Below are 21,703 nucleotides of genomic sequence, written 5' to 3'. Positions count from 1 at the left end.
AAAGCCCGCCAGTAGCTTAGACGCTACTGACGGGCTTTTGCATTTATTCAGTGGTTGCAGCGTTCAGTCCGGCAGTATAGCCAGTCGAGAAAGCAACGGTAATGTTAAATCCACCAGTATAGCCGTGAATATCAAGCACCTCACCGCAGAAGTACAAGCCTTCTTTTTGCTTAGAAGCCATCGTTTTAGGTACGATTTCTTTGATTGAAACGCCACCTCCAGTAACGAAGGCTTTTTCAATGGAAAGTGTTCCGTTCGCAGTAAATAAAAACGCCTTAGTAAGTTCGCTTAACGTTTGCAATTGTTCATGACTGACTTCTTTGAGTGGTGTTGTTGAATCAATTTGTGCTCGGTTTAACAGCGTGAGTAAATAGCGCTCTGGTGCAAAGTTCGCTAGCGCGTTTTTACTAGATCTAGCCCCATCGGTTTCTTTATAGGTAAGCAGTTGTTCCTGTAGTGAAGAAACCGATTCATCAGGGTACAAATCAAGGCTCAGCGTAACCGGGTTTTGTTTGTTCTTTTTGCGTTCTTTTACGACGTACTGACTACAGCGAAGTGCCGTCGGACCACTAATCCCAAAGTGAGTAAACAATACATCACCCGTATGCGTGACGATTTTCTTTTGTTTTTTGTTTAAGACGGTTAGTGCAATATTTCGAAGCGACAACCCTTGCATTGAACGATTTTTTATGAATGTTTCGTTTGAGGTGATCGGAACTTCTGTAGGATAGAGATCTGTAATTGTATGTCCAGCGGACTTTGCGAATGGATAGCCATCTCCAGTACTGCCCGTGTGGGGAACGCTCGTCCCACCTGTTGCGACAATAACGGCGTCCCCTTCAATTGTTTTGCCAGATTCCAAGTTGACTCCAGTTACGTGCTCCTCATTAATTTGCAATGATTTCACACGTTCATTCGTTCGAATGGTCACCTTTAGACGGTGAATTTCTTTTAATAACGTATCTACGACGGTTTTGGCGCTATCGGTAACTGGGAACATCCGGCCCATGTCTTCTTCTTTTAATTGGATGCCTAACCCTTCGAAATAATGAATGATGTTTTCATTGTTCCAAACTGAAAACGGGCTGTACATAAACTTCCCGTTGCCTGGAATAAATGAAATCAACTCACTTTCATCCATTCGATTGGTTACGTTACATCGTCCACCACCTGAAATGGCAAGCTTTCGACCGAGTTTGTTGCCTTTGTCAACGAGCGTGACCTTCGCTCCGTGTGTGGCGGCAGCAACGGCTGCCATTAACCCTGAAGGTCCTCCACCGATAATAATGACTTTTTTCATAACGTTCTCCTTTTACATCCGTTCATTCGTTATTGAATGATAACACGGAACGAGCGTAATTTCCTAATTCAATCAGCAATGATCACAGAAAGAAAGCTACAATAAATACTCTGAATTTGAAACCTGTTCAAGAATGTAATCGTACGTATCGTATGGATCTTTTCTTGAACATACAGGTGAGAAATACGAAATAAATGCTTCTATATTCCCAGTAAAAACTAGTTTTTACCCATGTTATACTAAGAATAGATCATTTAACCGTCTACTCTGAAAATATGAACAAATGAGGTGAAGCATGGAACAGATTACGATTCATAGTCGCACTCATAGTGAAATGATTGATATTACCTCACAGATTGAACAGTACATTACGCAGAATAATTATAATCATGGCATTGTGTATGTTTCCAATTTGCATACGACAGCTGGAATTACGATTAACGAAAATGCTGACCCAGATGTAAAAACCGACTTCCTAAGACGCTTGGATGAAGTCTATCCTTGGGAACATCCAGAGGATTTGCATGCAGAAGGAAATACAGCCGCTCATTTAAAAGCGAGTACCGTTGGAGCCACTCAAGCAATTCTCGTGGAAGATGGCAAGTTAGTGCTTGGGACGTGGCAAGGGGTTTATTTTTGTGAATTTGATGGACCGAGAAACTCAAGGCGAGTGGCACTTTCGTTTGTCCAGTCAGAAGGAGGTCGTTTATGAGTCGAAGAGGAGGTAGACCAAGAGCGTCTTCTCGTTCGAGAAGACCATCGAGTCGAGGTTCGAGCGGTCGTTCAACGAGTCGTCCACGTACAAACCGCCCGTCTAGTCGTCCGAGCACAAGTAGTGGTGGAGGCTATCGCCCGAAAGCGTCAAGCAGTGGTGGAAGTGGTGGAGGTTTTCTAAAAGGCATGGCAGTAGGAAGTATGATGGGGCGAGGTCGAAGACGAAGACATATGGGTGGAGGCTATTACAACAGAGGCGGCAACGGAATGGGTTTAGGTTGTTTAGCGGGAATCGTTATTGTCGTTTTAATCGGGATCATTTTCTTGCTCTTAACGAATTGAGGTACGAGTAATGAAGCGAAGTTTGCACGTAATCCCGTGTGGGAAGAAGAAAATCTGGGATGTAGATCCTACACACCCACCTGCTTATGCAAAAGATGCTTATGTCGGTACATTCCACCGAATTTGTCGCCACTACGTGCACTATTTTGAAGCTGACTGGGTGATTCTTTCGGCGAAGTACGGATTTCTACTCCCGAACGATATCGTTTCACATAATTATGACTTAACATGGAATGCGTCACATAAAAAAGATTGGATTTCAATGGAGCGTTTACGAGATCAAGTGCAAGAAGAAAAGCTTCATAATTATGAGCGACTTGTCTTGTTAACTGGGAAGAAGTACGAACCGATCGTTCGTAACGTTTTTGGAGCGTGTTTTCCTGTTATTCGTCCCCTTGACGGGGCAAGGGGAATCGGTGACATGCAAGCGATGTTGAAACGTTCGATCGAACAAAACGTCAAATTATGTTGAGAGGCGACAACGATGATAAAGTTGTCGCTTTTTTGTAAGCAGTCATCTTTAATAAGATATGGTAAAATGCGTAAGATGGACGTTTGTTTTCTCGGTGAAGGGTGCGTAGACAATTATGGCAGAAAGTAAGTTAGTCCGAGGAACAATGATGCTAACAGGGGCAACGTTGTTTTCACGGTTACTCGGATTGTTATACATATTTCCATTTACATTAATGGTCGGTCAACAAGGAAATGCTTTATATTCTTACGGTTATCTTCCGTATACGTTGTTGCTCAGTTTATCAACGTTAGGGATTCCGATGGCAGTATCTAAATTCGTTGCCAAGTACCACGCAGTTGGCGATTATGAAACCGGTCATCGACTGTTTCGTTCAGCACTAATTGTAATGGGGATTACAGGGGTAATCTCATTTCTATTACTCTTTTTATTAGCACCGCAAATTGCGGCGCAAGTCGTTGCCGATGATGGGACTGGGAATCGACCAGAAGACGCAACATTTGTTATTCGTATGGTAAGCGTCGCGTTAATTATTATTCCAATTATGGCAGTCATTCGTGGATACTTCCAAGGGTTCCAATCGATGGGACCAACGGCAATTTCACAAGTCGTTGAACAAATTTTCCGTGTCGGTTTTATTCTCGTTGCGACATTTCTTATTCTACAAGTAGGAAACGGATCCCTCGGGACTGCCGTTGGTTTTGCGACATTTGGTGCATTTATTGGGGGATTAGGCTCATTTCTTGTCTTGTATTATTTTTGGAGAAAGCGCAAGGCAGGAATTCACCAATTAGTAAGCGAAACAAAGAGACAAGGAGAGCCGTTGCCACTAGGCGGCATGTACAAAGAATTGATTCGTTATGCGTTGCCACTTTCGTTTGTAGGACTGGCAATCCCACTTTACCAATTAATCGATATGTTTACGTACTCGAGTGCGTTGGAAACGTATGGATTTACAGGTCAAGAAGCGGAGAGCGCATTTGGTATCTTTGCTAGAACGAGTCACTCAGTCATTCTAATTCCAGTGGCAGTAGCAACGGCCATGTCAGTAAACATTATCCCAGCCATTACCCGTTCAAATACGAGCGGTAATCGTGATGAGATGAATGCATACATGACGAAGTGTTTTTATATCATCTTATTCTTTACCGTTCCAGCGATGGCAGGGCTTATGATTTTATCGACACCAGCGTTTGCGACATTGTTCGGGATGGATGACTATATTCTCGGTGGTCAGATTCTACAAATGTACGCACCAGCTGCAGTGTTGTTCTCACTATTTGCAGTAACCGCTGCGATGTTACAAGGGATGAACAAGCAAAAGCAAGCCATCATGGGCCTTGTCATTGGGCTCGTTATTAAATTGAGCCTCACGTACATTCTTACTGTTTTGTTTGGTGTTGGTGGAGCGATTGTCGCTACGTTACTTGGTTATAGCACAGCAATCGTCTACAACGTCGTATCAATTCGAAAAGCAACGAACTATGAAGTGAATCAGCTTAAGCGTCCTGCGCTAAAAGTAGCGTTGATTACAATAGTTATGGTCGTTGCCGTAGCAATTGTGCAAGCAGGTGGTCAACACGTGTTTGATGCATCAACACAATTAGGAATGGTTTCTATTCTAGCCTTCGGTGTTGTTACAGGCGGATTATTGTATTTCGTTCTGGCTGTACGTACGGGGTTAGCAGCAGATGTATTGGGAGATCGTTTTACTTTGTTAAGAAAATGAAATCTGCTGTAATTGGTTCAGCGTGTTACACTGAAATTTGATTTTATTGTAGGTGGGTGAAAAGGATGCTGGCACGTTTTAAAGCCTTTGATTGGATATTTATCAGTGCTGTATTTGCTTTAGCTGTCTTCGGTCTTCTGATGGTATATAGTGCTAGTTATCCTGCTGCAATTAACAGCGGTCAACCAGCCACTGCGGTCGTATCAAGACAGCTGATGTTTTTTGTTATCGGTATCGTATTGTTTGTTGTAATCATGAATTTCAGATACCAATTTTTCAAGAAGTTAAGCCCGTTAATTATTATTGCGTCATTAATTCTCTTGTTATTAGTTCCGATTATCGGTCTTGAAGATAAAGGTGCGACGAGGTGGATCTCCATTGGTGGGTTTACGATTCAGCCATCAGAGTTTGTAAAGCTTGGCGTTATTATCTATTTGGCGTCTGTCTACTCGAAGAAACATAAATACATTAATCGATTTATACAGGGGGTCTTGCCGCCTCTCGTCATCGTCGTCTTTTTGTTCACGTTGATTTTGTTGCAACCGGATTTAGGTACAGCAGTCATCATATTGATTGTTACAGGAATTGTAATTTTCTTGTCGGGTGCAAGACTAAGGCATTTAATTATGCTCGGTACGCTTTCTTTAACTTCGGTCATTATTTTGATTACGCAAGAAGAGTACAGAATGAACCGCATTTTTGCATTTTTAGATCCGTTTGCTCATCAAGATACGCACGGACACCAATTGATTCAATCGTATTATGCGATTGCTAATGGTGGGGTAACAGGAACTGGATTTGGACAAAGTGTTCAAAAACTAGGCTATTTACCAGAGCCACATAACGATTTTATTCTATCGATAATTGCCGAAGAAACGGGCATTCTCGGAGTTGGATTTGTCATTCTTTGCTTTTTAGTGATTGGATTTCGTGGCATCGTCATCGGTAGTCGCTCAAAAAGCGTGTTTGGTTCATTACTTGCTTATGGGATCGTATTTATGTTCCTTTTCCAGTTTATCTTTAATGCGGGAGCTGTCACTGGAACATTACCTATTACGGGTATAACATTGCCATTTGTCAGTGCCGGAGGTTCTTCATTGATCGTTTCTTTTGTGGCAGCAGCTATCGTTGCGAATATCTCAAGGCAAAACACGAAAGAACAAAACCAAGAGCACGTTGAAGGCATGGAAGATGAAGAACCAACACTAACAGTTGTTCAAAACAAGAAGATGGGGGCAAAATAATAATGTTGATTATAGGCTATGGTCGATTAGGGCAAGCAATTGTCGGCATTTTAACGAACCATCAAACAGAACGTGTCCACGTATACAATCGAACGAAAGATAAATTAACAGGTAAGCAAAACGTAGATGTCATCTATCCTCAGTCGTTTCAAGACTATCACGATGTGATCCTTGCAATTCCGGCTCATGCATATGAGCCGTTTTTTTCCATGTATCGATCATTTTTCTCGTCAACGTGCCGGTTTTATTATACGGCTACCGCGCTAATGCATTCGGACGTCGCACCACTTATAGAAGAAGAACAGATGATGATTCCGTGTAAGTTGTTAGGTCATGCTCGGGTTGCATTGCAAGAACGAGAAGCGGTATTTGCACTTCAATCAAAGCAACAAGTCATGAAATTCAAGGAGCTAACCTCACATGCATTTACTGTCATTGAAGGTGATGAAGATGCAGTAAGAAAAGCAAATACGATTGCTACTGAAGAAAGCTTGCGAGGGCTAAAACGAATGGAAGAGCGTATGAACAAAACGTCAATTTCCGATGAGATGCTTCGCGCTGTACAAGCTCAAATACCAAATGGTATTGCGAAGGCGCATTTGCAAAACGACCACGGTCACTTTGCAAAATCACTATTACAACAATGGAACAATGGGAGCGACGAAGATGAGTGAAAGTAGCATGCGAATTGATAAATTTTTAGCAAATGCGAACGTAGGCTCAAGAAGTGATGTGAAGAAATTAATCAAAAAAAAGCTCGTCCTCGTAAATGAGCTCGTAGTTTCTGATGCAAGTTTTAAAGTGGATGCATTGACAGATGAAATACAGGTGAACGGGAAGTCGATTACGTTAAGAACGTCACCGAGCTATTATGTCATGAATAAAAGAAGTGGTGTCGTTACAGCGACGAAGGATCGCCTCCATAAAACGGTAATGGATGATTTACATGTCGACTTACGTGAGCAACTCTTTCCTGTTGGTCGTCTAGACAAAGATACGGAAGGGCTTCTTCTTTTAACGAGCGATGGGGATTTTGCTCATCGTCTAACGTCGCCAAAACATGACGTCGAAAAAGAATATGCCGTTGGACTAGACGCCTTGCCGATTAAAGAAGATCTTCTCCGAATTGAAGATGGACTTAAGTTAAAAGACGGGAGTCATACAAAACCAGCAAAAATTACAACGAGCAATCATCCAGATTATACGTTGCATATTACGATTACTGAAGGTAAGTATCATCAAGTAAAACGAATGTTTGGAGCGATCGGTCATAAGGTTGAGCGTCTAAAGCGTGTCAGAATTGGTTCGCTTTCGTTAGATGATCATCTAGCTGCAGGCGAATACCGTGAGCTCACAACAGAAGAGATTGACCAACTGAAGTAAACAAAAGAAAGCCAGCACATTTGTGCTGGCTTTTCAAAATTTCTACACGTATGTTTACGAAGCTTTAACTTTCTGCTTTGTGGTCCACTTGCCACGACTGGGACTATGAACTAGATTATTGTATTCTAGTACATTTAAGTCACGCTGGATCGTACGTTGTGTGATGCCGAATTCATCAACCAGTTGTTGTGTGGTTACCGTGCCTTCTTTTCGAATGTACAAGTAAATTGACTTAATTCTAATAAGCATACGGTCGGTTGAAGTTCGCAAAAAACCACTCCTTCTATAAAAATAGAATCAAGGGGACGCGTACGTTCTCTCTTTCTTTGCAATAACGCGGCACTGCACAGATCCAGGAGACCAAAAGTGTATATGAAATTGTGTTGACAGGTCTTAGGCTGGCCAGTGTTCCTGATTCAAGATCCATTATACTACACGATTATTTGAGAATCAAAACATCTTTCCTCTTTCAATGTGAATTACGATTCGAATTGGAACAAGTCTGTAGAAAGGTACCGTTCACCAGTATCACAAGCAATGGCGACGACAACTTGTCCAGGTTTTAACGTTTTTGCAAGCTCTATTGCTGCAAAACAAGCAGCACCAGAAGAAGGACCAACGAGGATACCTTCATCACGAGCTAATTTGCGAACCGTATCATAGGCATCTTCGTCACCAATGCGATCAATGTCATTGTAGACGGATTGATTTAGAATAGGTGGAATAAACCCTGGTGACGTACCTACAAGTTTGTGAGGACCTGGTTTACCACCTGACAATACTGGAGAGCCTTTCGGTTCTACGACACGAATTGTGATGTCAGGATAATGTTCACGTAGCGTTTCCCCTGTTCCAGTAATCGTTCCACCGGTACCCGATGCTGCAACAAAACCAGCTAGTGGCTTATTCAGGGTTTCAACATCACTCACGATTTCAAGTGCTGTCGTTTTTCGATGAGCATCAGGGTTCGCTTCATTCTCAAATTGCATCGGCATAAAGCTATTGTCGATTTCTTTTGTGAGTTCATGTGCTCTTGAAATAGCACCAGGCATTTTCTTATCTCCTGGCGTGAGAACGACTTCAGCACCATATGCTTTTAGAAGATTAATTCGTTCTTGTGACATCGTGTCTGGCATCGTTAAGATACAACGATAACCACGGACGGCAGCGTTCATTGCGAGGCCAATGCCAGTGTTGCCTGACGTCGGCTCAATAATGACTGTGCCTTCTTTTAGATGTCCGCTTTCTTCAGCTTGCAAAATCATTTCTCGTGCAGCGCGGTCTTTTACACTACCGCTAGGATTTTGGTACTCCAGCTTTAAGTACACATCTGCACTTCCTTCTGGAACAATACGATTCAGTTTAACAAGAGGTGTGTTACCTACAAGTTCATCAATTTGATTGTATACGGTCATTACGTTCACTCCAACTAGTTATAAGTTAATGGCGATTAAACAAACTGTTCTTATAGGTATTATAACGGAATTGAATGGTCTACGAAAGAAAGGCGTATTCCTAATTTACAAAATGTACGGTAGGATAGTGAGAACTGCTACAGAAGGGTGAGTCATCATGGCAACGCATTATTTCTTTGGAATTCATGTACCAGAAAAGACACGAGCAATGATTTTAGCAAATTGTGAATTACAAACAGCCATTGTACCATTTAAAAAACAGACACATCCGAGTGATTATCACATTACACTCAAGTTTTTTGGTCAATTATCCGATGAGTTACGTAACGAACTCATTCAGTCAGCGAGCGAACTAGCGAACAAAATAAAACCTTTTATGATTGATGTTGAAGGCATCGAAACATTTGGTTTAAGAAACGCTCCACGAGTTTTATACGTAGAAACAAAGTTAAATCAGTCGTTAGCACAATTAAAAACCATGATTGAAGATGAGGCAAAGCGATTAGGAATTGCAAAAGAAACGCGACCATACACCCCGCATATTACCGTTGCAAGGCGGTTTAACGGTCAAGCGTTTACGCTGCCTGAAACGCAAATTAACGAGCGGCTACACGTCGTAGATTTTCGTTTATATGAAGTGCGTCCAAATTTTATCCCTCGTTATCACACGGTTTCACAATTTACATTAAAAGGGTGAGGGATGATGAAGGTAGTAAAAGGCTTCTCGTTTTTGCTTTTACAGTTAGCCGTTCTCGTGCTTTTTTATTTTATAGGGATGATGATTAGTAGTTGGATTCCGTTCCCAATTCCAGGTAGTGTAATTGGGATGCTACTGTTGTTACTTTGTCTTCAGTTTAAGATTATAAAAATCCAATGGGTCAAACAAGGTGCAACGTTATTAATCGTACATATGCCTTTGTTATTTATTCCAATTCTTGCTGGGCTCATTCAACATTTAGATTTGCTTCGCGCACACGGATTAACGCTTGTAGTAATTACAGCATTAAGTACTTGGCTCGTATTAGCGACCGCTTCATTGCTTAGTCAATGGTTATTAAAGAAGCAGGTGAGTAGCAATGAGTGAGTTCTTTATGAGTTTGTGGTTTATTATGATTACACTTTTTATCTACATGGCTGCTCGTAAATTAAATACGGTACACAAAGCGTTGTACACGATGCCGTTTTTAACAGGAACGATTGTCCTCGTTATGTTTCTTATTTTTTCGAATACGTCGTACGAAGCGTACTCATTAGGTGGAGCGTGGATTGAATTTTGGTTAGGACCGGCAATCGTTGCACTAAGCATCCCGCTCTATGAGCAACGAAAGACATTACTAAAATTTATCATTCCGCTTGGTGTACCAGTCGTCCTAGCAACATTTCTCGGAATCGTGACAGGTGTTAGCTTTGCAGGAATTGCTGGACTTAGTGAAGAATTGATGTATTCAATTTTACCGAAATCTGTCACGACACCGATCGCGATGGATATCGCGAGTATTTTAGATGGTGACCCATCCATTGCTGCATTACTCGTCCTTGTCGCTGGCGTTAGTGGTGTGTTATTCGCAGATATTACGTTCCGCATTTTCAAGATTGACCAGAACTTAGCAAAAGGAATTGGACTCGGTGCAGCGGCTCATGGAATTGGTACAGCAAATGCGATGGAAAACGGTCAAGTTCAAGGGGCGGCAAGCTCCGTATCGATGACGTTGTGTGCCATTCTGCTGTCGATTTTCACACCAATCATTGCATTCGTTTTCATGTATTAAGGAGGGTCTGATGGTTCATCTCGTTAAATTAGAAGATTATGTTTCGCGATATGAAGTGGACTTACAACGTTACCCGAATCAGTATTCAAGGCTAAAACAAGAGAAATGGCGACACATGAAGAAACTTTGGCAAGATGCGAATGTTGATTTAAGAGAAGATGAGGAATTTGATGAAGAGTGGTTTTTAGGGGAGTCGAAAGGTTTTTGGAAGCAAGCCATTGCGAAGTTCAAAAAAACTCCCACAGAGGCTTCATCTGAACGGCAAGAACTTCACCCTGATTTTGAGCGTTACCGAAATAAAACGTTAGCTGACTTGGAACAGCAATTTTATTATGAATTGTTCCAAGCACAGTTGAAGTGGGCATCATCTTCTTTACAAGAAGAATCAATTCTTGATAGCCGATATCGTTACGACAGTCGTTTGCGACAACTGCTGAAGGAGATTCCAGATAATTACTTTCTTTTTTATAATCCGGTTTTAAAAGTTGCCCAAGCGGAAATTGATTTAGAAGTTGTCTTAATTTCTCCTACTGACATTTACTCTGTAACGTTTATTGAGACGAACAAAAATTCAATCATTCATGCGAGTACTGAACGATTTTGGAAGATTGACCACGGTAAAAATTATCGCAAAAAAATAGTGAGTCCGGTGCTCTCACAAAATCGCATGCGAAAAGTAATCACGACACTTTTGAGTGAAGCTTCTATACGCTCTCAGATTCATTCTGTTATTGTTGCACCAGATGGGTACATTGATGACTATCAAGCGCCACTACGTGCAATTAAAGTTGATTGTACGTCGTATCACCAATGGTTGAGTGAGTTAAAGCGTCATCCGTCTCCGCTAAAAAAGAAGCAAATGGATATAACGGTAGCGTTGTTAAATGCAAGTTCTACGAAAAGTTTTGAGCGTCATCGCTCCGACGTAGAAAAGCATAGCTTTGAGTCTTGAACAGCAATTGACGGTCTTTCTATTCATCTGCTATGATTAACGTTGATTATTAATTAGCCAAAAGACAAAAACTGTACGTAATAATAGAAAAGCACGAACGCTAAAGTGATATGTTGCGCCACGACCGATTCGGATTTTGTTGGCGTATCTTTTTTTCGGTAGTTCAATCAATACGTCAAAGTCTGGGCAGTGAGAAGATGCAAGCTCAAATATTTAAAAGGATCCCCGCCATGAGACATTTCGATATCAATACTAAAGTAAAAAGGAAAAAGTGGTTGGAAATGCTTCTAGGCAGCAACTGGAACTTAGAGCCTGCTGGTGGTTCAACGGGTGAAGCGTTTATTGCTCATGACGGCAGTCAGAAACTGTTCCTAAAATGCAACTCCTCCCCATTTCTTGCCGTTTTATCTGCCGAAGGAATTGTACCAAAGCTACTTTGGACGAAACGGTTAGCGAACGGTGATGTGATTACCGCACAGCGATACATTGAAGGCCGTGAGCTTGGAAGTAAGGATATGCAGCTACCTGAAGTCGCTCAACTTCTTAGACGAATTCACACGTCAAAAGAATTACTTGAAATGTTAAAGCGCATTGAGAACCAAGTACATTCTCCAGACGTGTTACTTGCGAAGTTAAGGAAGAAAGCCATTTATCAACAACATCGTGTTCCTCCGATTTATCAACAAGCTTTTGCTTATTTAGAGCAGAATAAAACGAACATTGAGCACGAAAACTTTGTTGTTTGTCATTGTGATTTAAATCATAACAACTGGATTGTTGAAAACAACGAAGCGCTATTTCTCATTGATTGGGACGGAGCATCGGTTGCTGATCCAGCTTTAGATTTAAGCATTATGTTGCATTGGTACGTACCAAGAGCAACGTGGGAAGAATGGTTACGTGATTATGGCATTGAGTTAAATGACTCATTGTTCCGTCGCATGCATTGGTACATTACGATGCATACGTTAGATTATTTGCTCGAAAGTGATGAAGACAACGATGTGTTTCGAAGTCAATGGGTTGAATACTTGGAGTCATTGATGGCAGAAGATGTCTTTACAGATTAAAGGAGCGGATTCCCGCTCTTTTTTTATGAATAAAATAAAGGATGAATGTAATCATGAGACTGCGTAAAAAACCAGGAGCAACAGATAAAATTAACGCACATCCAACGATTGTAATTCCACAACCAGAACAGTATCGTGGACGTTGGGAAGAGGCGTTCTCTGATCAAACAAAAAAGCCATTACACGTCGAATTCGGAACAGGTAAAGGACAGTTCTTGCGAGACATGTCAGACATTTACCCAGATGTTCACTATATCGGCGTAGAATTATATGAAAGTGTACTAGTGACAGCTTTAGAAAAAAACATTAATCATGAAGGTAAGGTAGCATTCATTCTAGGAAATGTTGCTGACGCCAAAGACTATTTCAAGGAAGGTGAGATCGACCGGATCTATTTAAATTTTATGGATCCTTGGCCTAAAAACCGTCATGCCAAACGTCGATTAACGCACGCAAACTTCTTGGAAATCTATAAACAACTTCTTCCTAAAGATGGCGAGATTCATTTGAAAACCGACAATGAAGGACTGTTTGAGTTCTCGCTGCAATCTTTTTCGGAAAATGGGTTCCAGTTGAAGACTGTTTCGGTAAACTTGCATCGTGATGAACCTGAAGACAATGTTCGAACAGAGTATGAAGAAAAGTTCTCTAGTAAAGGACAACCGATTTTTCGAACAGAAGCATACATTCCACAATAATAAAAATCCCTTCTACACGAATGTAGAAGGGATTTTTATTATTGCTTTTCAAGCTCCAAAATCGTACCTGTTTTTGCATCAACAACAAAGTCCATTTGCTTTGTTTCACCAGAAGCAGTGCTTGATAGACCGCCACGGTATACGTTGTAATCAAGTTCGTTTTTCTCATAGTGTTCGGGGTTCATATGAATCCATGAACCGCTAATCGGAATGCGGTGAGAGACGTTTTCTTTTACTTGCTTTAATGCCTTTTCTGGAGAAACCGATTTAGCTGCACAAGCTTCTTTCACTGCGTATCCTGCCGCAAAGCCAAGAGCAACTCCGACGAGTAGATCTTTAATCTTCATGTCTAATCAACCGCCTTTGTTCAAAAAATTTATACAACAAGTATATAGTGACTTTCCTAATTTGTCCAAGTATAGCAGATGGGACTTACTAGAATTTACCTTAAAACTTCGATACAATAGTACAATCGACTGTCAGACCGAGGAAGGGACGTGAATGAACATGCAACATGAAACGAAAGAAATGTTTAAAACATTGACTGAACTAGCAGGGCCTCCAGGGTTCGAACATGATGTACGAGCGTTTATGAAAGAGGAGCTCAACAAATATTCCGATGAAATTGTACAAGATCGACTAGGAAGTACATTTGGTCTCAAAAAAGGTCCAGAAGACGGACCAAAGGTGCTCGTTGCAGGTCATATGGATGAAGTTGGCTTTATGGTAACGTCAATTACAAAAGAAGGGTTAATTCGTTTTCAAACGCTTGGTGGCTGGTGGAGTCAAGTTCTTCTTGCTCAACCGGTTGTTGTACTTACAGATCACGGTAAGATTCCAGGGGTCGTTGGTTCAACACCGCCTCACCTCCTTGACGATGCAATGCGAAATAAACCAATGCCAATTAGTGAAATGTACATTGATGTCGGAGCAGACGATGAAGAAGATGCAAAGCGGTTAGGCGTCCGACCAGGTCTTGCCATCGTTCCTGATTTCCCATTTACACCAATGGCTAACGAGAATAAAATCATGGCAAAAGCTTGGGATAATCGCTATGGTGTAGGTCTTGCCATTGAGCTGTTAAAAGAAGTCCAAGGTGAAACATTACCAAACAACCTGTATTCAGGTGCAACGGTTCAAGAAGAAGTCGGTTTACGTGGTGCGAAAACGGCAGCGAACCTTATTCAACCTGACATTTTCTTTGCCCTTGACGCTTCTCCTGCAAACGACACGTCTGGTAAAAAAGGCGAATTCGGAAAAATGGGTGAAGGTGCTTTGCTTCGCATTTATGACCGTACAATGATTACTCATCGAGGAATGCGAGAGTTTATTCTCGATACTGCAGAAAGCGAGAATATTCCGTATCAGTACTTTATCTCTCCAGGAGGAACGGATGCAGGAGCCGTTCATACTGCAAATGAAGGTGTTCCTTCAGCAGTTGTTGGTGTGTGTGCTCGTTATATTCATACTGGAGCTTCCATCTTAAATGTGAAAGATTACGAAGCTGCGAAAGCACTCATTACCACGCTCGTAAGAAAAACAGATCGCTCCACCGTTAAAGCGATCCGTTCAAACGGATAATTACTCCGTTTCAAAGATGTAACTTAATGCCTGTAGCGCTTGGTCAATGTCAGTCACGACGAGCTGGGCACGGTTTGCCATTTCCTTCGCCGGGTGATGCAAAGAGCTTGGACGAATTAAAATGACCGGCTTACCAAGTGCTACGGCACTTCCAACATCCATCGCTGCATTCCACTGTTTGTAATCTTCACCGAAGAGGGCAATGACGACATCTGATTTTTGCATGAGAATCTTCGTACGTAGATTATTTATTGCAGAAGCTGCTTCATCTTTAAAAATTGCATCTGGCTGTTTGCCGAGAATCTCTTCACCGATATCATCTGAGCGATCATGATTTGTCATCGGTTCAAAAAATTGTAGAGGAAGATTTTTCTCCTTTGCCTTTTGTTTTACATCTTCACGCCAATCGTCGTGAATTTGACCTGCTAAGTAGACATTTAAATTCATATTGATCACCTCAAAAAAATAATGACTTACTAAATTATATCGTCTTTTGTTACGATCGTTGTTTATTATTTTCCCATTCAACGATTGTGATAAACGTCATCAACCAATTACTGGAGGAATGAAACAATGAAAAAGGTTGAAAATAAACAAGCATTTGAAGAAGCGATTCAAGCAGAACGAGTTGTCGTGATGTTTAGTGCAGATTGGTGTCCAGATTGTCACTTTATTGATCCGGCAATGCCTAGAATTGAAGCAGATTACCCGGAAATCGATTTTATTCATGCTGATCGAGACGCTCTGATTGACGTTTGCCAGCAATATGATATCTTTGGAATTCCGAGCTTTGTAGGTTTTAAAAATGGCGAGGAAATCGATCGCTTTGTAGATAAAAAAAGAAAGACAGAAGAAGAAGTAACATCATTTATTGATCGTTACCTCGAGAAGTAAGTTAGAAGGGAGTTTCTATGGCGACCTCAAATAAAGTGTTGCGTAAACTTAAAGCAAAATTTCACGATTTAGATGTACAACATGATGAAGAAAAAGCCACGGTGAGAATCGTGCATCCAACGCTTCAAACGGGTTTAAATCTTGACCTGCCACGCCTTGAAGCAAAGTACGACCAAAAAGGTGATGCAGGACTTGAAGACACGTTTTCTTTTATCACGTTATCCTTTGAAGCAATGGAAGAGAAGAAGCAACTTCAAGGTAAGTTGCAACACGTATTCCCTGTTATTCGTTCGACGTCATTTCCAACAGAAACGAAAGATCAAAAAGCATTAATTCACGAACCTCACACTGCTGAGACGAGAATTTATTATGCACTTGATCAAGGAAAGACGTATGCATTAATTGACGAAGGGATGCTAGAATCTGAACAGTTGGACGAGCAAGCGATTAAAGAAGCTGCTCGGTTTAACTTACGCTCGTTAGCGACTGACGTCAAAGTAGATGAAGTAGCTGGTAATCGATTCTACTTCTTAAACTCAAACGACGGCTATGACGCAAGCCGCATACTGAATGAGGCTTGGGTTAAAGAGATGGCAAGCATGATGGAAGGGTCTGTAGCGTTTTCAATCCCACATCAAGACGTTTTGATCGTTGCAGATATTCGAAACGACCAAGGGTATGATGTTTTGGGGCAAATGACGTTCCAATTTTTTAAAGAAGGTCGTGTTCCTGTAACGGCATTACCATTCTCTTACGAAGATGAAAAGCTAGAACCGATATTTATTTTAGCGAGAAAAAAACCAAAAGATCAGTAGAGGGAGATTACGAATGAACGCGTTTTATAATAAGCAAGGTATAGGTGATGTACTTCTCCTAGCGATCAAAGAAATTGATACAGACAAACGTCAAGTCGAACGTAAAGGTGAAATTGCACGTTTGTACCACGAGAATAGTGGGGAAACGGTCGGGTATCATTTTTTCAATGTTAGTTCTTATGCGTCCCCAAGTGGCACAGGGATGTTGTATATCGATGATGCGTTACTAACAGATTTGAATAAAGCTCTAGAAGAAGAAGGAATTGATGACGAATTAACAAAACCATCTGAGCCTAGCTTTGTTGTCGGGCACGTCGATGAAATTGCGCCACATCCTGATGCAGATAAGCTGCGCGTATGCCAAGTAGATGTTGGTAGTGAGCAAGTGCAAATTGTCTGTGGTGCTCGAAACGTTGACGAAGGACAGAAAATTGTCGTCGCAAAAGTAGGTGCTAACATGCCAAGTGGAATGAGAATTAAGGCATCAAAGCTTCGTGGGGAGAAATCAAACGGAATGATTTGTTCCATCAAGGAGTTAGCTTTACCGATCGAACAAGAAGAAAAGGGAATTTATGTCCTCCCAGACCGCTATGAAGTCGGTCAAGATTTCTTAAAACAGTTTCATAACGGTTAATCGTAAGCCCCTTCTCAATGCACGTTTACTTGAGGAGGGGTTTTTTGTTGTGCTAGAAATGACAAGATTTAGGAATAAATCTTTCCTTAGGAGGTGTTTAAAAACGGCAAGCTTATGTAGAATAGGAGTAGATTTCACATACTACTATAGAAACATGAGCAGGTGATAAAATGCCAAAGAAAAAGAAAAACGGCGTTTGGAATACAATTAATCACTATCTATTCGGAAATGAACCGAAGAAAAACGATGAAGAGACGGTTGAACCGAAGCGACAAGAACGTGCTAGTTACGGGAGACAAGATAAACGAAACGACGATGCATCACGAGCAAAAGTGTTTCATAAATACCCGAAAGAAGGTAACTTTCGATTCCCTCTAGATGTTGATGAGGGAAAAAAACCAGATACGAAGAAACGAGCTGAACCTGTAAGACCGACTCGAAAGGAGCCGGAGAGTCGACCGACCAAGTCAGAGAAGGTAGAGGAAAGACCAAAGCGCCAATCGAGACAAAACGTCAAGCAAACGACGAGCAAGGCGCCTCCTTCATCACTTGATGAAAGGCGCCAGTACTTTAACAATCCTCACTTTTCAGTACAGAACATCCCTTCACCAGTACATGGCTTTCAAAAAACGAAAAACTTACAAGTTGATGAAGAAGAGAATAAGGATGTATTGCCTACAGGTGATTGGAGTAAAAGTTCAAGCCACGATAACGATTTACAAGCATTGTATGCTCGTGTCAATAAAGCAGCATTAGAACGACTTGAAGCGGAAAATCTCAATCAACAAGTAGAGCATGAGGGTGAAGTTGCTGCTACGAAAATATCAGAACCAGTGTCCGGTCGTCCGAGTGAAGAAGCGGCTATGGTTACTAGAGATAGTGAGTTGTCAGATTCAGCCTATCGCACAGTCACACTAGCAGACGACAAACAAACCGAGCCTGAAAACGAGATCACAGAGCAAGAAGTAGCTGAAATAAGCGATGAGACAGCAGATCTTTCAATTGCAAGTGAACAACAAGGCTCAGCTGATTTACAAGAAGCTCATTTCATAAAGAGACATAATGAAACAGAAGCAAAAGTAGACAATCACTCTATTGAACCACTCGTGCAAGATGAGGAATCAAAGCCAGAAGACGACGTTCATTTCCCGAGAAATAGTCAACGGGAAGTCGATGAATACAATGACGAAACTGAAGCTGGGAATCAAGAAGACTCAGAGGACGTGACAGCTTTACGTGATGATCAGCCAGGCGCGGCGTTTATACAAAAAGATCATCAACTAGAGGATGTTCAAGAGTTGTCTAATGAAACAATGGAGCAAGAAGCTCATTTCATTAAATCAGTTGAAATAGAAGACGAAACAAAATCACAAAGTGAGACTGATGATGAACAATTCAACAGCGATTCCGCCGAATTTGGTAATCAGGTTGTTGAGAACCGTGATGGTGAAGAGGAGTTGTCCGGCGAAGCGACGGAGCAGAGTAATACCCCTGATGGAACAGAGTCTATCGCTGTGACTCGTGAAGATGGTGAGCAAGCTGAAGATCAGACGCTCAATGAGCCCGAGCAAAGAGCTAGTGACGATACTGATTCAGACACACGTTTGACGTTTGAAAGCGATGACCAAGAGCACTTCATTTCAAACGACTCAGACTTTGAAGAAGTTGATCTGGTCGGTCAAGAACAATCCTATGAGGTGGAAGAGCGCGTAGAGGTAGAGACGGATGAAGATCAAGAAGCGACATCGTTGCTACCGTATAACGTAATGATGACCCCATCGGATCGCGCGGCGTACCTAAGACAAAAGAAGTTACGTGAAGAAACGAAGGAATCGTCTCAAGAACCGATGCCGGCACCGGTTGATTCACAAGTAACAAAGGAACAAGATGTGTACGAGCAGCCTCAATCATTCTCAAATGAAGAGCCTAAGGAAGAAGTGGTTGAAAACCCTTCTGTTCTAAGCGAAATTGATGATATGGAATTGGAGCCAATTGCACCACCTCCTCACGATCTTCTTGTGGAGCCTGTTCAAACCGCTACTGAAGGTGCATCTGAACAATTAATTCGTCAAAAAGAGCAATTAGAAGCGACGCTCCAACATTTCCACGTTGATGCGAAAGTGACGGACGTTACCGAAGGGCCTTCTGTTACTCGCTTTGAAGTACAACCAGCTCCAGGCGTAAAAGTGACGAAAGTGACGAACTTAACAGATGATTTGAAGCTTGCAATGGCAGCGATTGATTTGCGAATGGAAGCACCAATCCCAGGCAAGAGTGCGATCGGTATTGAAGTGCCTAAACAAAATCGGAATCCGGTCGTCTTAAGAGAGATTCTAGATTCTAAAGCATTCCTAGAACACGATAGCCCACTAGCGGTAGCTTTAGGACTAGACATTAGTGGCGAACCCACAGTTATTGATCTCAAAAAAATGCCCCACGGATTGATTGCAGGTTCTACTGGATCAGGGAAAAGTGTATGTATAAACAGTATTTTGCTTAGCTTATTGTATAAATCTTCACCAGAAGAGGTGAAACTGTTACTCATTGACCCGAAAGTCGTTGAATTAGCGTTTTATCAAGATATCCCTCATCTAGCCGCTCCTGTCGTTACTGATCCGAAAGAAGCGACAATGACGTTAAAATGGAGCGTTGAGGAGATGGAGAGAAGATATCAGCTGTTTGCAAAAGCAGGTGTACGTGATATCTCAGGATACAATCGCAAAGCAGAACAGAAGGACAAACTTCCTTACCTCGTCATTGTGATTGATGAGCTTGCAGATTTAATGATGGTTTCCCCGCAAGATGTGGAGGAGTACATTTGTCGAATTGCTCAAAAAGCACGAGCATGTGGGATCCATTTACTCGTCGCAACACAACGTCCTTCGGTTGATGTCATTACTGGGTTGATTAAAGCGAATATCCCGACTAGGGCTGCGTTCGCTGTATCATCGATGGCCGACTCTCGCACGATACTAGACGCGGGCGGGGCAGAACGGTTAATCGGAAAAGGCGATATGTTGTTTAGTGAAAACGGTGCTTCTCGTTTTGTTCGATTGCAAGGAACGTTTGTTGATGATGAGGAAATTGAACGAGTAGCGGATTATTGGAAACAAAGACAAAAGCCGAACTACTTGTTTACAAAAGAAGAAATCACAAAGCAATCGTCAATGAATGCTGTTGAAGATGATTTATTAGAAGAAGTTACGTACTTTGTCGTTCGACAAGGAAGCGCATCTACGTCAAGTATTCAACGTCGTTTTCATATCGGTTACAACCGAGCAGCGCGATTAATGGATATGCTAGAAGAGCGTGGAATTGTATCCGAAGCGCTCGGTACGAAACCGAGGCAAGTCCTTGTGTCAGAGGAAGTTGTGCATGCACTTTTTGAATAGATTGAAGTCAAGAGCAGGCTCTTGTGAAAATAGACACAATCTACTATGATTGAACATAATGCACAATATCACTGTAATCTTTCGCGAGGAGTCGACAAGAAATCATGAAGGAAATTGAATTGAAGTTGCAAGGAAAGATCCAACGATTAACGAACAAAACGTTTAAGTTCGATGAACGTGTTGGAGAAGGTTGGTTTTCTGCAGTTTACTTTTTGAAAACAAGAGACATTATTCGTAAGTATAAACCAGATAATATTGTTACGATGCAGTTTTTCCAAAAGAAGCATGCCGTACTTTGTGGTACGGATGAAGCCATTGCGCTTATTCAAACGTTCGCTGATCATCCAGAGAAGCTAGAAATTCATTCATTAAAAGACGGAGATCGCATTGAACCATTTGAACCGGTTTTAACGATTAAAGGTGCTTATCATGATTTTGGTTTTCTTGAGGGGGTCATTGATGGGATCTTCTCAAGAAGAACTTCAGTCGCAACGAATGTTTATGAAGTTGTGAAAGCAGCGCGTACATCTGGCGTACAAAAGCCTGTTATTTTTATGGGAGATCGTGATGATCACTTCACGCAACAAGCCGGAGATGGCTATGCAGCATTTATTGGTGGGTCTAAAGCACAAGCGACTCATGCAATGAATGAATGGTGGGGGAAATCAGGGATGGGTACAATGCCTCACGCCCTTATCCAACTTTTTCACGGAGATGTTGTGGCGGCAAGTCACGCATATAAGGAAATGTTCCCAGACGACCAGCTTATGGCGCTTGTCGATTACAACAATGATGCGGTGACGGATGCGCTTCGTGTAGCGAGGGAATTTGGCAAAGAATTGCATTCTGTTCGTTTAGATACGTCGAATTATATGGTAGACCAGTATTTCTGTAGAAACCCACATAAGATGGGTGACTTTGATCCGACAGGCGTGAACGGTCCGCTCATTCAAGCACTCCGTGATGCGTTGGATGAAGAAGGTTTTAAGCACGTGAATATTACGGTTAGTGGTGGGTTTACTGCTAAACGAATAGAAGCTTATGAACGCGCAGGAGTTCCTGTAAATGTTTATGGTGTTGGTCGTAGTTTATTGGAGAAGACGATTGGATTTACTGGAGACAATGTAATGCTAGATGGTGTCCACGAAGCGAAAGCTGGACGGAAGTTAAGAGAGAACCCCCGGTTGGAGCGCATAACATTTTAACGACCGGTCGGACACTCTCCAATTCTAAGTTGTTACATAAGATAATGCATCACATGAATTTGCTCTTGAATTGTAAGTAAATAGGTCGATTTTG

At 41.7% G+C, this 21,703-nt stretch carries 24 protein-coding genes; 19 read left to right on the top strand and 5 right to left on the bottom strand.

Features of this window, described 5'->3' with window-relative positions:
• Positions 1-43: 43 nt before the first annotated feature.
• Positions 44-1,300, bottom strand: a complete 1,257-nt coding sequence (locus tag JOD17_RS04805) for a BaiN/RdsA family NAD(P)/FAD-dependent oxidoreductase (RefSeq protein ID WP_169961540.1) — start codon at positions 1,298-1,300, stop codon at positions 44-46.
• A gap of 295 nt (positions 1,301-1,595) precedes the next feature.
• On the opposite strand from JOD17_RS04805, the gene JOD17_RS04800 reads away from it, so the two are divergent.
• The 7 genes from JOD17_RS04800 (at position 1,596) to JOD17_RS04770 (ending at position 7,184) form a co-directional block, all read left to right on the top strand.
• Positions 1,596-2,012: a secondary thiamine-phosphate synthase enzyme YjbQ gene (locus JOD17_RS04800; protein ID WP_169961541.1), complete on the top strand. Its 417-nt coding sequence runs from the start codon at positions 1,596-1,598 to the stop codon at positions 2,010-2,012.
• Positions 2,009-2,356 carry a hypothetical protein gene (locus JOD17_RS04795; protein WP_042420997.1) on the top strand — a complete coding sequence of 116 codons (348 nt, stop codon included), beginning with the start codon at positions 2,009-2,011 and terminating at the stop codon, positions 2,354-2,356. The genes JOD17_RS04800 and JOD17_RS04795 overlap by 4 nt, the downstream gene beginning before the upstream one ends.
• Before the next feature lie 10 nt (positions 2,357-2,366).
• Positions 2,367-2,828 (top strand): DUF6884 domain-containing protein, encoded by a 462-nt coding sequence (locus tag JOD17_RS04790; protein ID WP_204695923.1) that lies wholly within the window; start codon positions 2,367-2,369, stop codon positions 2,826-2,828.
• Positions 2,829-2,943: 115 nt separating this feature from the next.
• Positions 2,944-4,557: a putative polysaccharide biosynthesis protein gene (locus tag JOD17_RS04785; protein ID WP_204695922.1), complete on the top strand. Its 1,614-nt coding sequence runs from the start codon at positions 2,944-2,946 to the stop codon at positions 4,555-4,557.
• Positions 4,558-4,622: 65 nt separating this feature from the next.
• Entirely contained in the window at positions 4,623-5,801 is a 1,179-nt protein-coding gene (ftsW, locus tag JOD17_RS04780; RefSeq protein ID WP_204695921.1) for a putative lipid II flippase FtsW, read from the top strand.
• A gap of 2 nt (positions 5,802-5,803) precedes the next feature.
• Positions 5,804-6,475, top strand: coding sequence for a hypothetical protein (locus JOD17_RS04775; protein ID WP_204695920.1), 672 nt, complete (start codon positions 5,804-5,806; stop codon positions 6,473-6,475).
• Positions 6,468-7,184 carry a pseudouridine synthase gene (locus tag JOD17_RS04770; RefSeq protein ID WP_239575222.1) on the top strand — a complete coding sequence of 239 codons (717 nt, stop codon included), beginning with the start codon at positions 6,468-6,470 and terminating at the stop codon, positions 7,182-7,184. The genes JOD17_RS04775 and JOD17_RS04770 overlap by 8 nt, the downstream gene beginning before the upstream one ends.
• Positions 7,185-7,238: 54 nt before the next feature.
• Here the strand turns inward: JOD17_RS04770 and JOD17_RS04765 are convergent, their stop codons facing one another.
• Together JOD17_RS04765 and cysK are read right to left on the bottom strand one after the other, a co-directional pair.
• Positions 7,239-7,454, bottom strand: coding sequence for a DeoR family transcriptional regulator (locus tag JOD17_RS04765; protein WP_042359704.1), 216 nt, complete (start codon positions 7,452-7,454; stop codon positions 7,239-7,241).
• A gap of 209 nt (positions 7,455-7,663) precedes the next feature.
• Positions 7,664-8,599 carry a cysteine synthase A gene (gene cysK, locus JOD17_RS04760; RefSeq protein ID WP_204695919.1) on the bottom strand — a complete coding sequence of 312 codons (936 nt, stop codon included), beginning with the start codon at positions 8,597-8,599 and terminating at the stop codon, positions 7,664-7,666.
• Positions 8,600-8,756: 157 nt separating this feature from the next.
• Here cysK and thpR point away from each other — a divergent pair, with 157 nt between their 5' ends.
• From thpR to trmB, 6 genes are all read left to right on the top strand, one after another.
• Positions 8,757-9,296 carry an RNA 2',3'-cyclic phosphodiesterase gene (gene thpR, locus JOD17_RS04755; RefSeq protein ID WP_204695918.1) on the top strand — a complete coding sequence of 180 codons (540 nt, stop codon included), beginning with the start codon at positions 8,757-8,759 and terminating at the stop codon, positions 9,294-9,296.
• A 6-nt stretch (positions 9,297-9,302) separates the two neighbouring features.
• The gene (locus JOD17_RS04750) at positions 9,303-9,683 is read left to right on the top strand and encodes a CidA/LrgA family protein (protein ID WP_204695917.1); all 381 of its coding nucleotides are present in this window, start codon (positions 9,303-9,305) and stop codon (positions 9,681-9,683) included.
• Positions 9,676-10,368: an LrgB family protein gene (locus JOD17_RS04745; protein ID WP_204695916.1), complete on the top strand. Its 693-nt coding sequence runs from the start codon at positions 9,676-9,678 to the stop codon at positions 10,366-10,368. The genes JOD17_RS04750 and JOD17_RS04745 overlap by 8 nt, the downstream gene beginning before the upstream one ends.
• Before the next feature lie 10 nt (positions 10,369-10,378).
• Positions 10,379-11,320: a nuclease-related domain-containing protein gene (locus tag JOD17_RS04740; RefSeq protein WP_204695915.1), complete on the top strand. Its 942-nt coding sequence runs from the start codon at positions 10,379-10,381 to the stop codon at positions 11,318-11,320.
• Between the two features lie 230 nt (positions 11,321-11,550).
• Complete coding sequence (locus JOD17_RS04735; protein WP_420827925.1) at positions 11,551-12,390, top strand: phosphotransferase family protein; 840 nt, start codon at positions 11,551-11,553, stop codon at positions 12,388-12,390.
• A 53-nt stretch (positions 12,391-12,443) separates the two neighbouring features.
• Positions 12,444-13,088 (top strand): tRNA (guanosine(46)-N7)-methyltransferase TrmB, encoded by a 645-nt coding sequence (trmB, locus tag JOD17_RS04730; RefSeq protein ID WP_204695914.1) that lies wholly within the window; start codon positions 12,444-12,446, stop codon positions 13,086-13,088.
• 38 nt (positions 13,089-13,126) lie between these two features.
• Here trmB and JOD17_RS04725 read toward each other — a convergent pair whose 3' ends face one another.
• On the bottom strand, positions 13,127-13,435 hold the full coding sequence (locus tag JOD17_RS04725; RefSeq protein ID WP_042359699.1) for a PepSY domain-containing protein: 309 nt from the start codon (positions 13,433-13,435) through the stop codon (positions 13,127-13,129).
• Between the two features lie 160 nt (positions 13,436-13,595).
• Between JOD17_RS04725 and JOD17_RS04720 the strand changes: the two genes are divergently transcribed.
• Positions 13,596-14,669 (top strand): M42 family metallopeptidase, encoded by a 1,074-nt coding sequence (locus JOD17_RS04720; RefSeq protein ID WP_204696082.1) that lies wholly within the window; start codon positions 13,596-13,598, stop codon positions 14,667-14,669.
• Here JOD17_RS04720 and JOD17_RS04715 read toward each other — a convergent pair whose 3' ends face one another.
• On the bottom strand, positions 14,670-15,116 hold the full coding sequence (locus tag JOD17_RS04715) for a YtoQ family protein (protein ID WP_204695913.1): 447 nt from the start codon (positions 15,114-15,116) through the stop codon (positions 14,670-14,672).
• A gap of 126 nt (positions 15,117-15,242) precedes the next feature.
• Here JOD17_RS04715 and JOD17_RS04710 point away from each other — a divergent pair, with 126 nt between their 5' ends.
• The 5 genes from JOD17_RS04710 (at position 15,243) to JOD17_RS04690 (ending at position 21,609) form a co-directional block, all read left to right on the top strand.
• Entirely contained in the window at positions 15,243-15,563 is a 321-nt protein-coding gene (locus JOD17_RS04710) for a thioredoxin family protein (protein ID WP_204695912.1), read from the top strand.
• A gap of 17 nt (positions 15,564-15,580) precedes the next feature.
• A complete protein-coding gene (locus JOD17_RS04705; protein ID WP_204695911.1) occupies positions 15,581-16,378 on the top strand; it encodes a DUF1444 family protein in 798 nt (265 codons plus the stop codon).
• A 13-nt stretch (positions 16,379-16,391) separates the two neighbouring features.
• Positions 16,392-17,012 carry a YtpR family tRNA-binding protein gene (gene ytpR, locus JOD17_RS04700; RefSeq protein WP_204695910.1) on the top strand — a complete coding sequence of 207 codons (621 nt, stop codon included), beginning with the start codon at positions 16,392-16,394 and terminating at the stop codon, positions 17,010-17,012.
• Between the two features lie 170 nt (positions 17,013-17,182).
• On the top strand, positions 17,183-20,404 hold the full coding sequence (locus JOD17_RS04695) for a DNA translocase FtsK (protein WP_239575220.1): 3,222 nt from the start codon (positions 17,183-17,185) through the stop codon (positions 20,402-20,404).
• A 104-nt stretch (positions 20,405-20,508) separates the two neighbouring features.
• Positions 20,509-21,609, top strand: a complete 1,101-nt coding sequence (locus JOD17_RS04690; RefSeq protein WP_204695909.1) for a nicotinate phosphoribosyltransferase — start codon at positions 20,509-20,511, stop codon at positions 21,607-21,609.
• Positions 21,610-21,703 lie beyond the last annotated feature (94 nt).

The sequence above is a fragment of the Geomicrobium sediminis genome, assembly GCF_016908595.1.
GTDB lineage: Bacteria > Bacillota > Bacilli > Bacillales > Marinococcaceae > Geomicrobium_A > Geomicrobium_A sediminis.
This window is presented reverse-complemented; position numbering and strand designations above follow the sequence as displayed.

Coding starts and splice junctions, on each gene's coding strand:
- JOD17_RS04805 (WP_169961540.1), bottom strand. CDS start 1,300: ATGAAAAAAGTCATTATTATCGGTGGAGGACCTTCAGGGTTAATGGCA.
- JOD17_RS04800 (WP_169961541.1), top strand. CDS start 1,596: ATGGAACAGATTACGATTCATAGTCGCACTCATAGTGAAATGATTGAT.
- JOD17_RS04795 (WP_042420997.1), top strand. CDS start 2,009: ATGAGTCGAAGAGGAGGTAGACCAAGAGCGTCTTCTCGTTCGAGAAGA.
- JOD17_RS04790 (WP_204695923.1), top strand. CDS start 2,367: ATGAAGCGAAGTTTGCACGTAATCCCGTGTGGGAAGAAGAAAATCTGG.
- JOD17_RS04785 (WP_204695922.1), top strand. CDS start 2,944: ATGGCAGAAAGTAAGTTAGTCCGAGGAACAATGATGCTAACAGGGGCA.
- ftsW (WP_204695921.1), top strand. CDS start 4,623: ATGCTGGCACGTTTTAAAGCCTTTGATTGGATATTTATCAGTGCTGTA.
- JOD17_RS04775 (WP_204695920.1), top strand. CDS start 5,804: ATGTTGATTATAGGCTATGGTCGATTAGGGCAAGCAATTGTCGGCATT.
- JOD17_RS04770 (WP_239575222.1), top strand. CDS start 6,468: ATGAGTGAAAGTAGCATGCGAATTGATAAATTTTTAGCAAATGCGAAC.
- cysK (WP_204695919.1), bottom strand. CDS start 8,599: ATGACCGTATACAATCAAATTGATGAACTTGTAGGTAACACACCTCTT.
- thpR (WP_204695918.1), top strand. CDS start 8,757: ATGGCAACGCATTATTTCTTTGGAATTCATGTACCAGAAAAGACACGA.
- JOD17_RS04750 (WP_204695917.1), top strand. CDS start 9,303: ATGAAGGTAGTAAAAGGCTTCTCGTTTTTGCTTTTACAGTTAGCCGTT.
- JOD17_RS04745 (WP_204695916.1), top strand. CDS start 9,676: ATGAGTGAGTTCTTTATGAGTTTGTGGTTTATTATGATTACACTTTTT.
- JOD17_RS04740 (WP_204695915.1), top strand. CDS start 10,379: ATGGTTCATCTCGTTAAATTAGAAGATTATGTTTCGCGATATGAAGTG.
- JOD17_RS04735 (WP_420827925.1), top strand. CDS start 11,551: ATGAGACATTTCGATATCAATACTAAAGTAAAAAGGAAAAAGTGGTTG.
- trmB (WP_204695914.1), top strand. CDS start 12,444: ATGAGACTGCGTAAAAAACCAGGAGCAACAGATAAAATTAACGCACAT.
- JOD17_RS04725 (WP_042359699.1), bottom strand. CDS start 13,435: ATGAAGATTAAAGATCTACTCGTCGGAGTTGCTCTTGGCTTTGCGGCA.
- JOD17_RS04720 (WP_204696082.1), top strand. CDS start 13,596: ATGCAACATGAAACGAAAGAAATGTTTAAAACATTGACTGAACTAGCA.
- JOD17_RS04715 (WP_204695913.1), bottom strand. CDS start 15,116: ATGAATTTAAATGTCTACTTAGCAGGTCAAATTCACGACGATTGGCGT.
- JOD17_RS04710 (WP_204695912.1), top strand. CDS start 15,243: ATGAAAAAGGTTGAAAATAAACAAGCATTTGAAGAAGCGATTCAAGCA.
- JOD17_RS04705 (WP_204695911.1), top strand. CDS start 15,581: ATGGCGACCTCAAATAAAGTGTTGCGTAAACTTAAAGCAAAATTTCAC.
- ytpR (WP_204695910.1), top strand. CDS start 16,392: ATGAACGCGTTTTATAATAAGCAAGGTATAGGTGATGTACTTCTCCTA.
- JOD17_RS04695 (WP_239575220.1), top strand. CDS start 17,183: ATGCCAAAGAAAAAGAAAAACGGCGTTTGGAATACAATTAATCACTAT.
- JOD17_RS04690 (WP_204695909.1), top strand. CDS start 20,509: ATGAAGGAAATTGAATTGAAGTTGCAAGGAAAGATCCAACGATTAACG.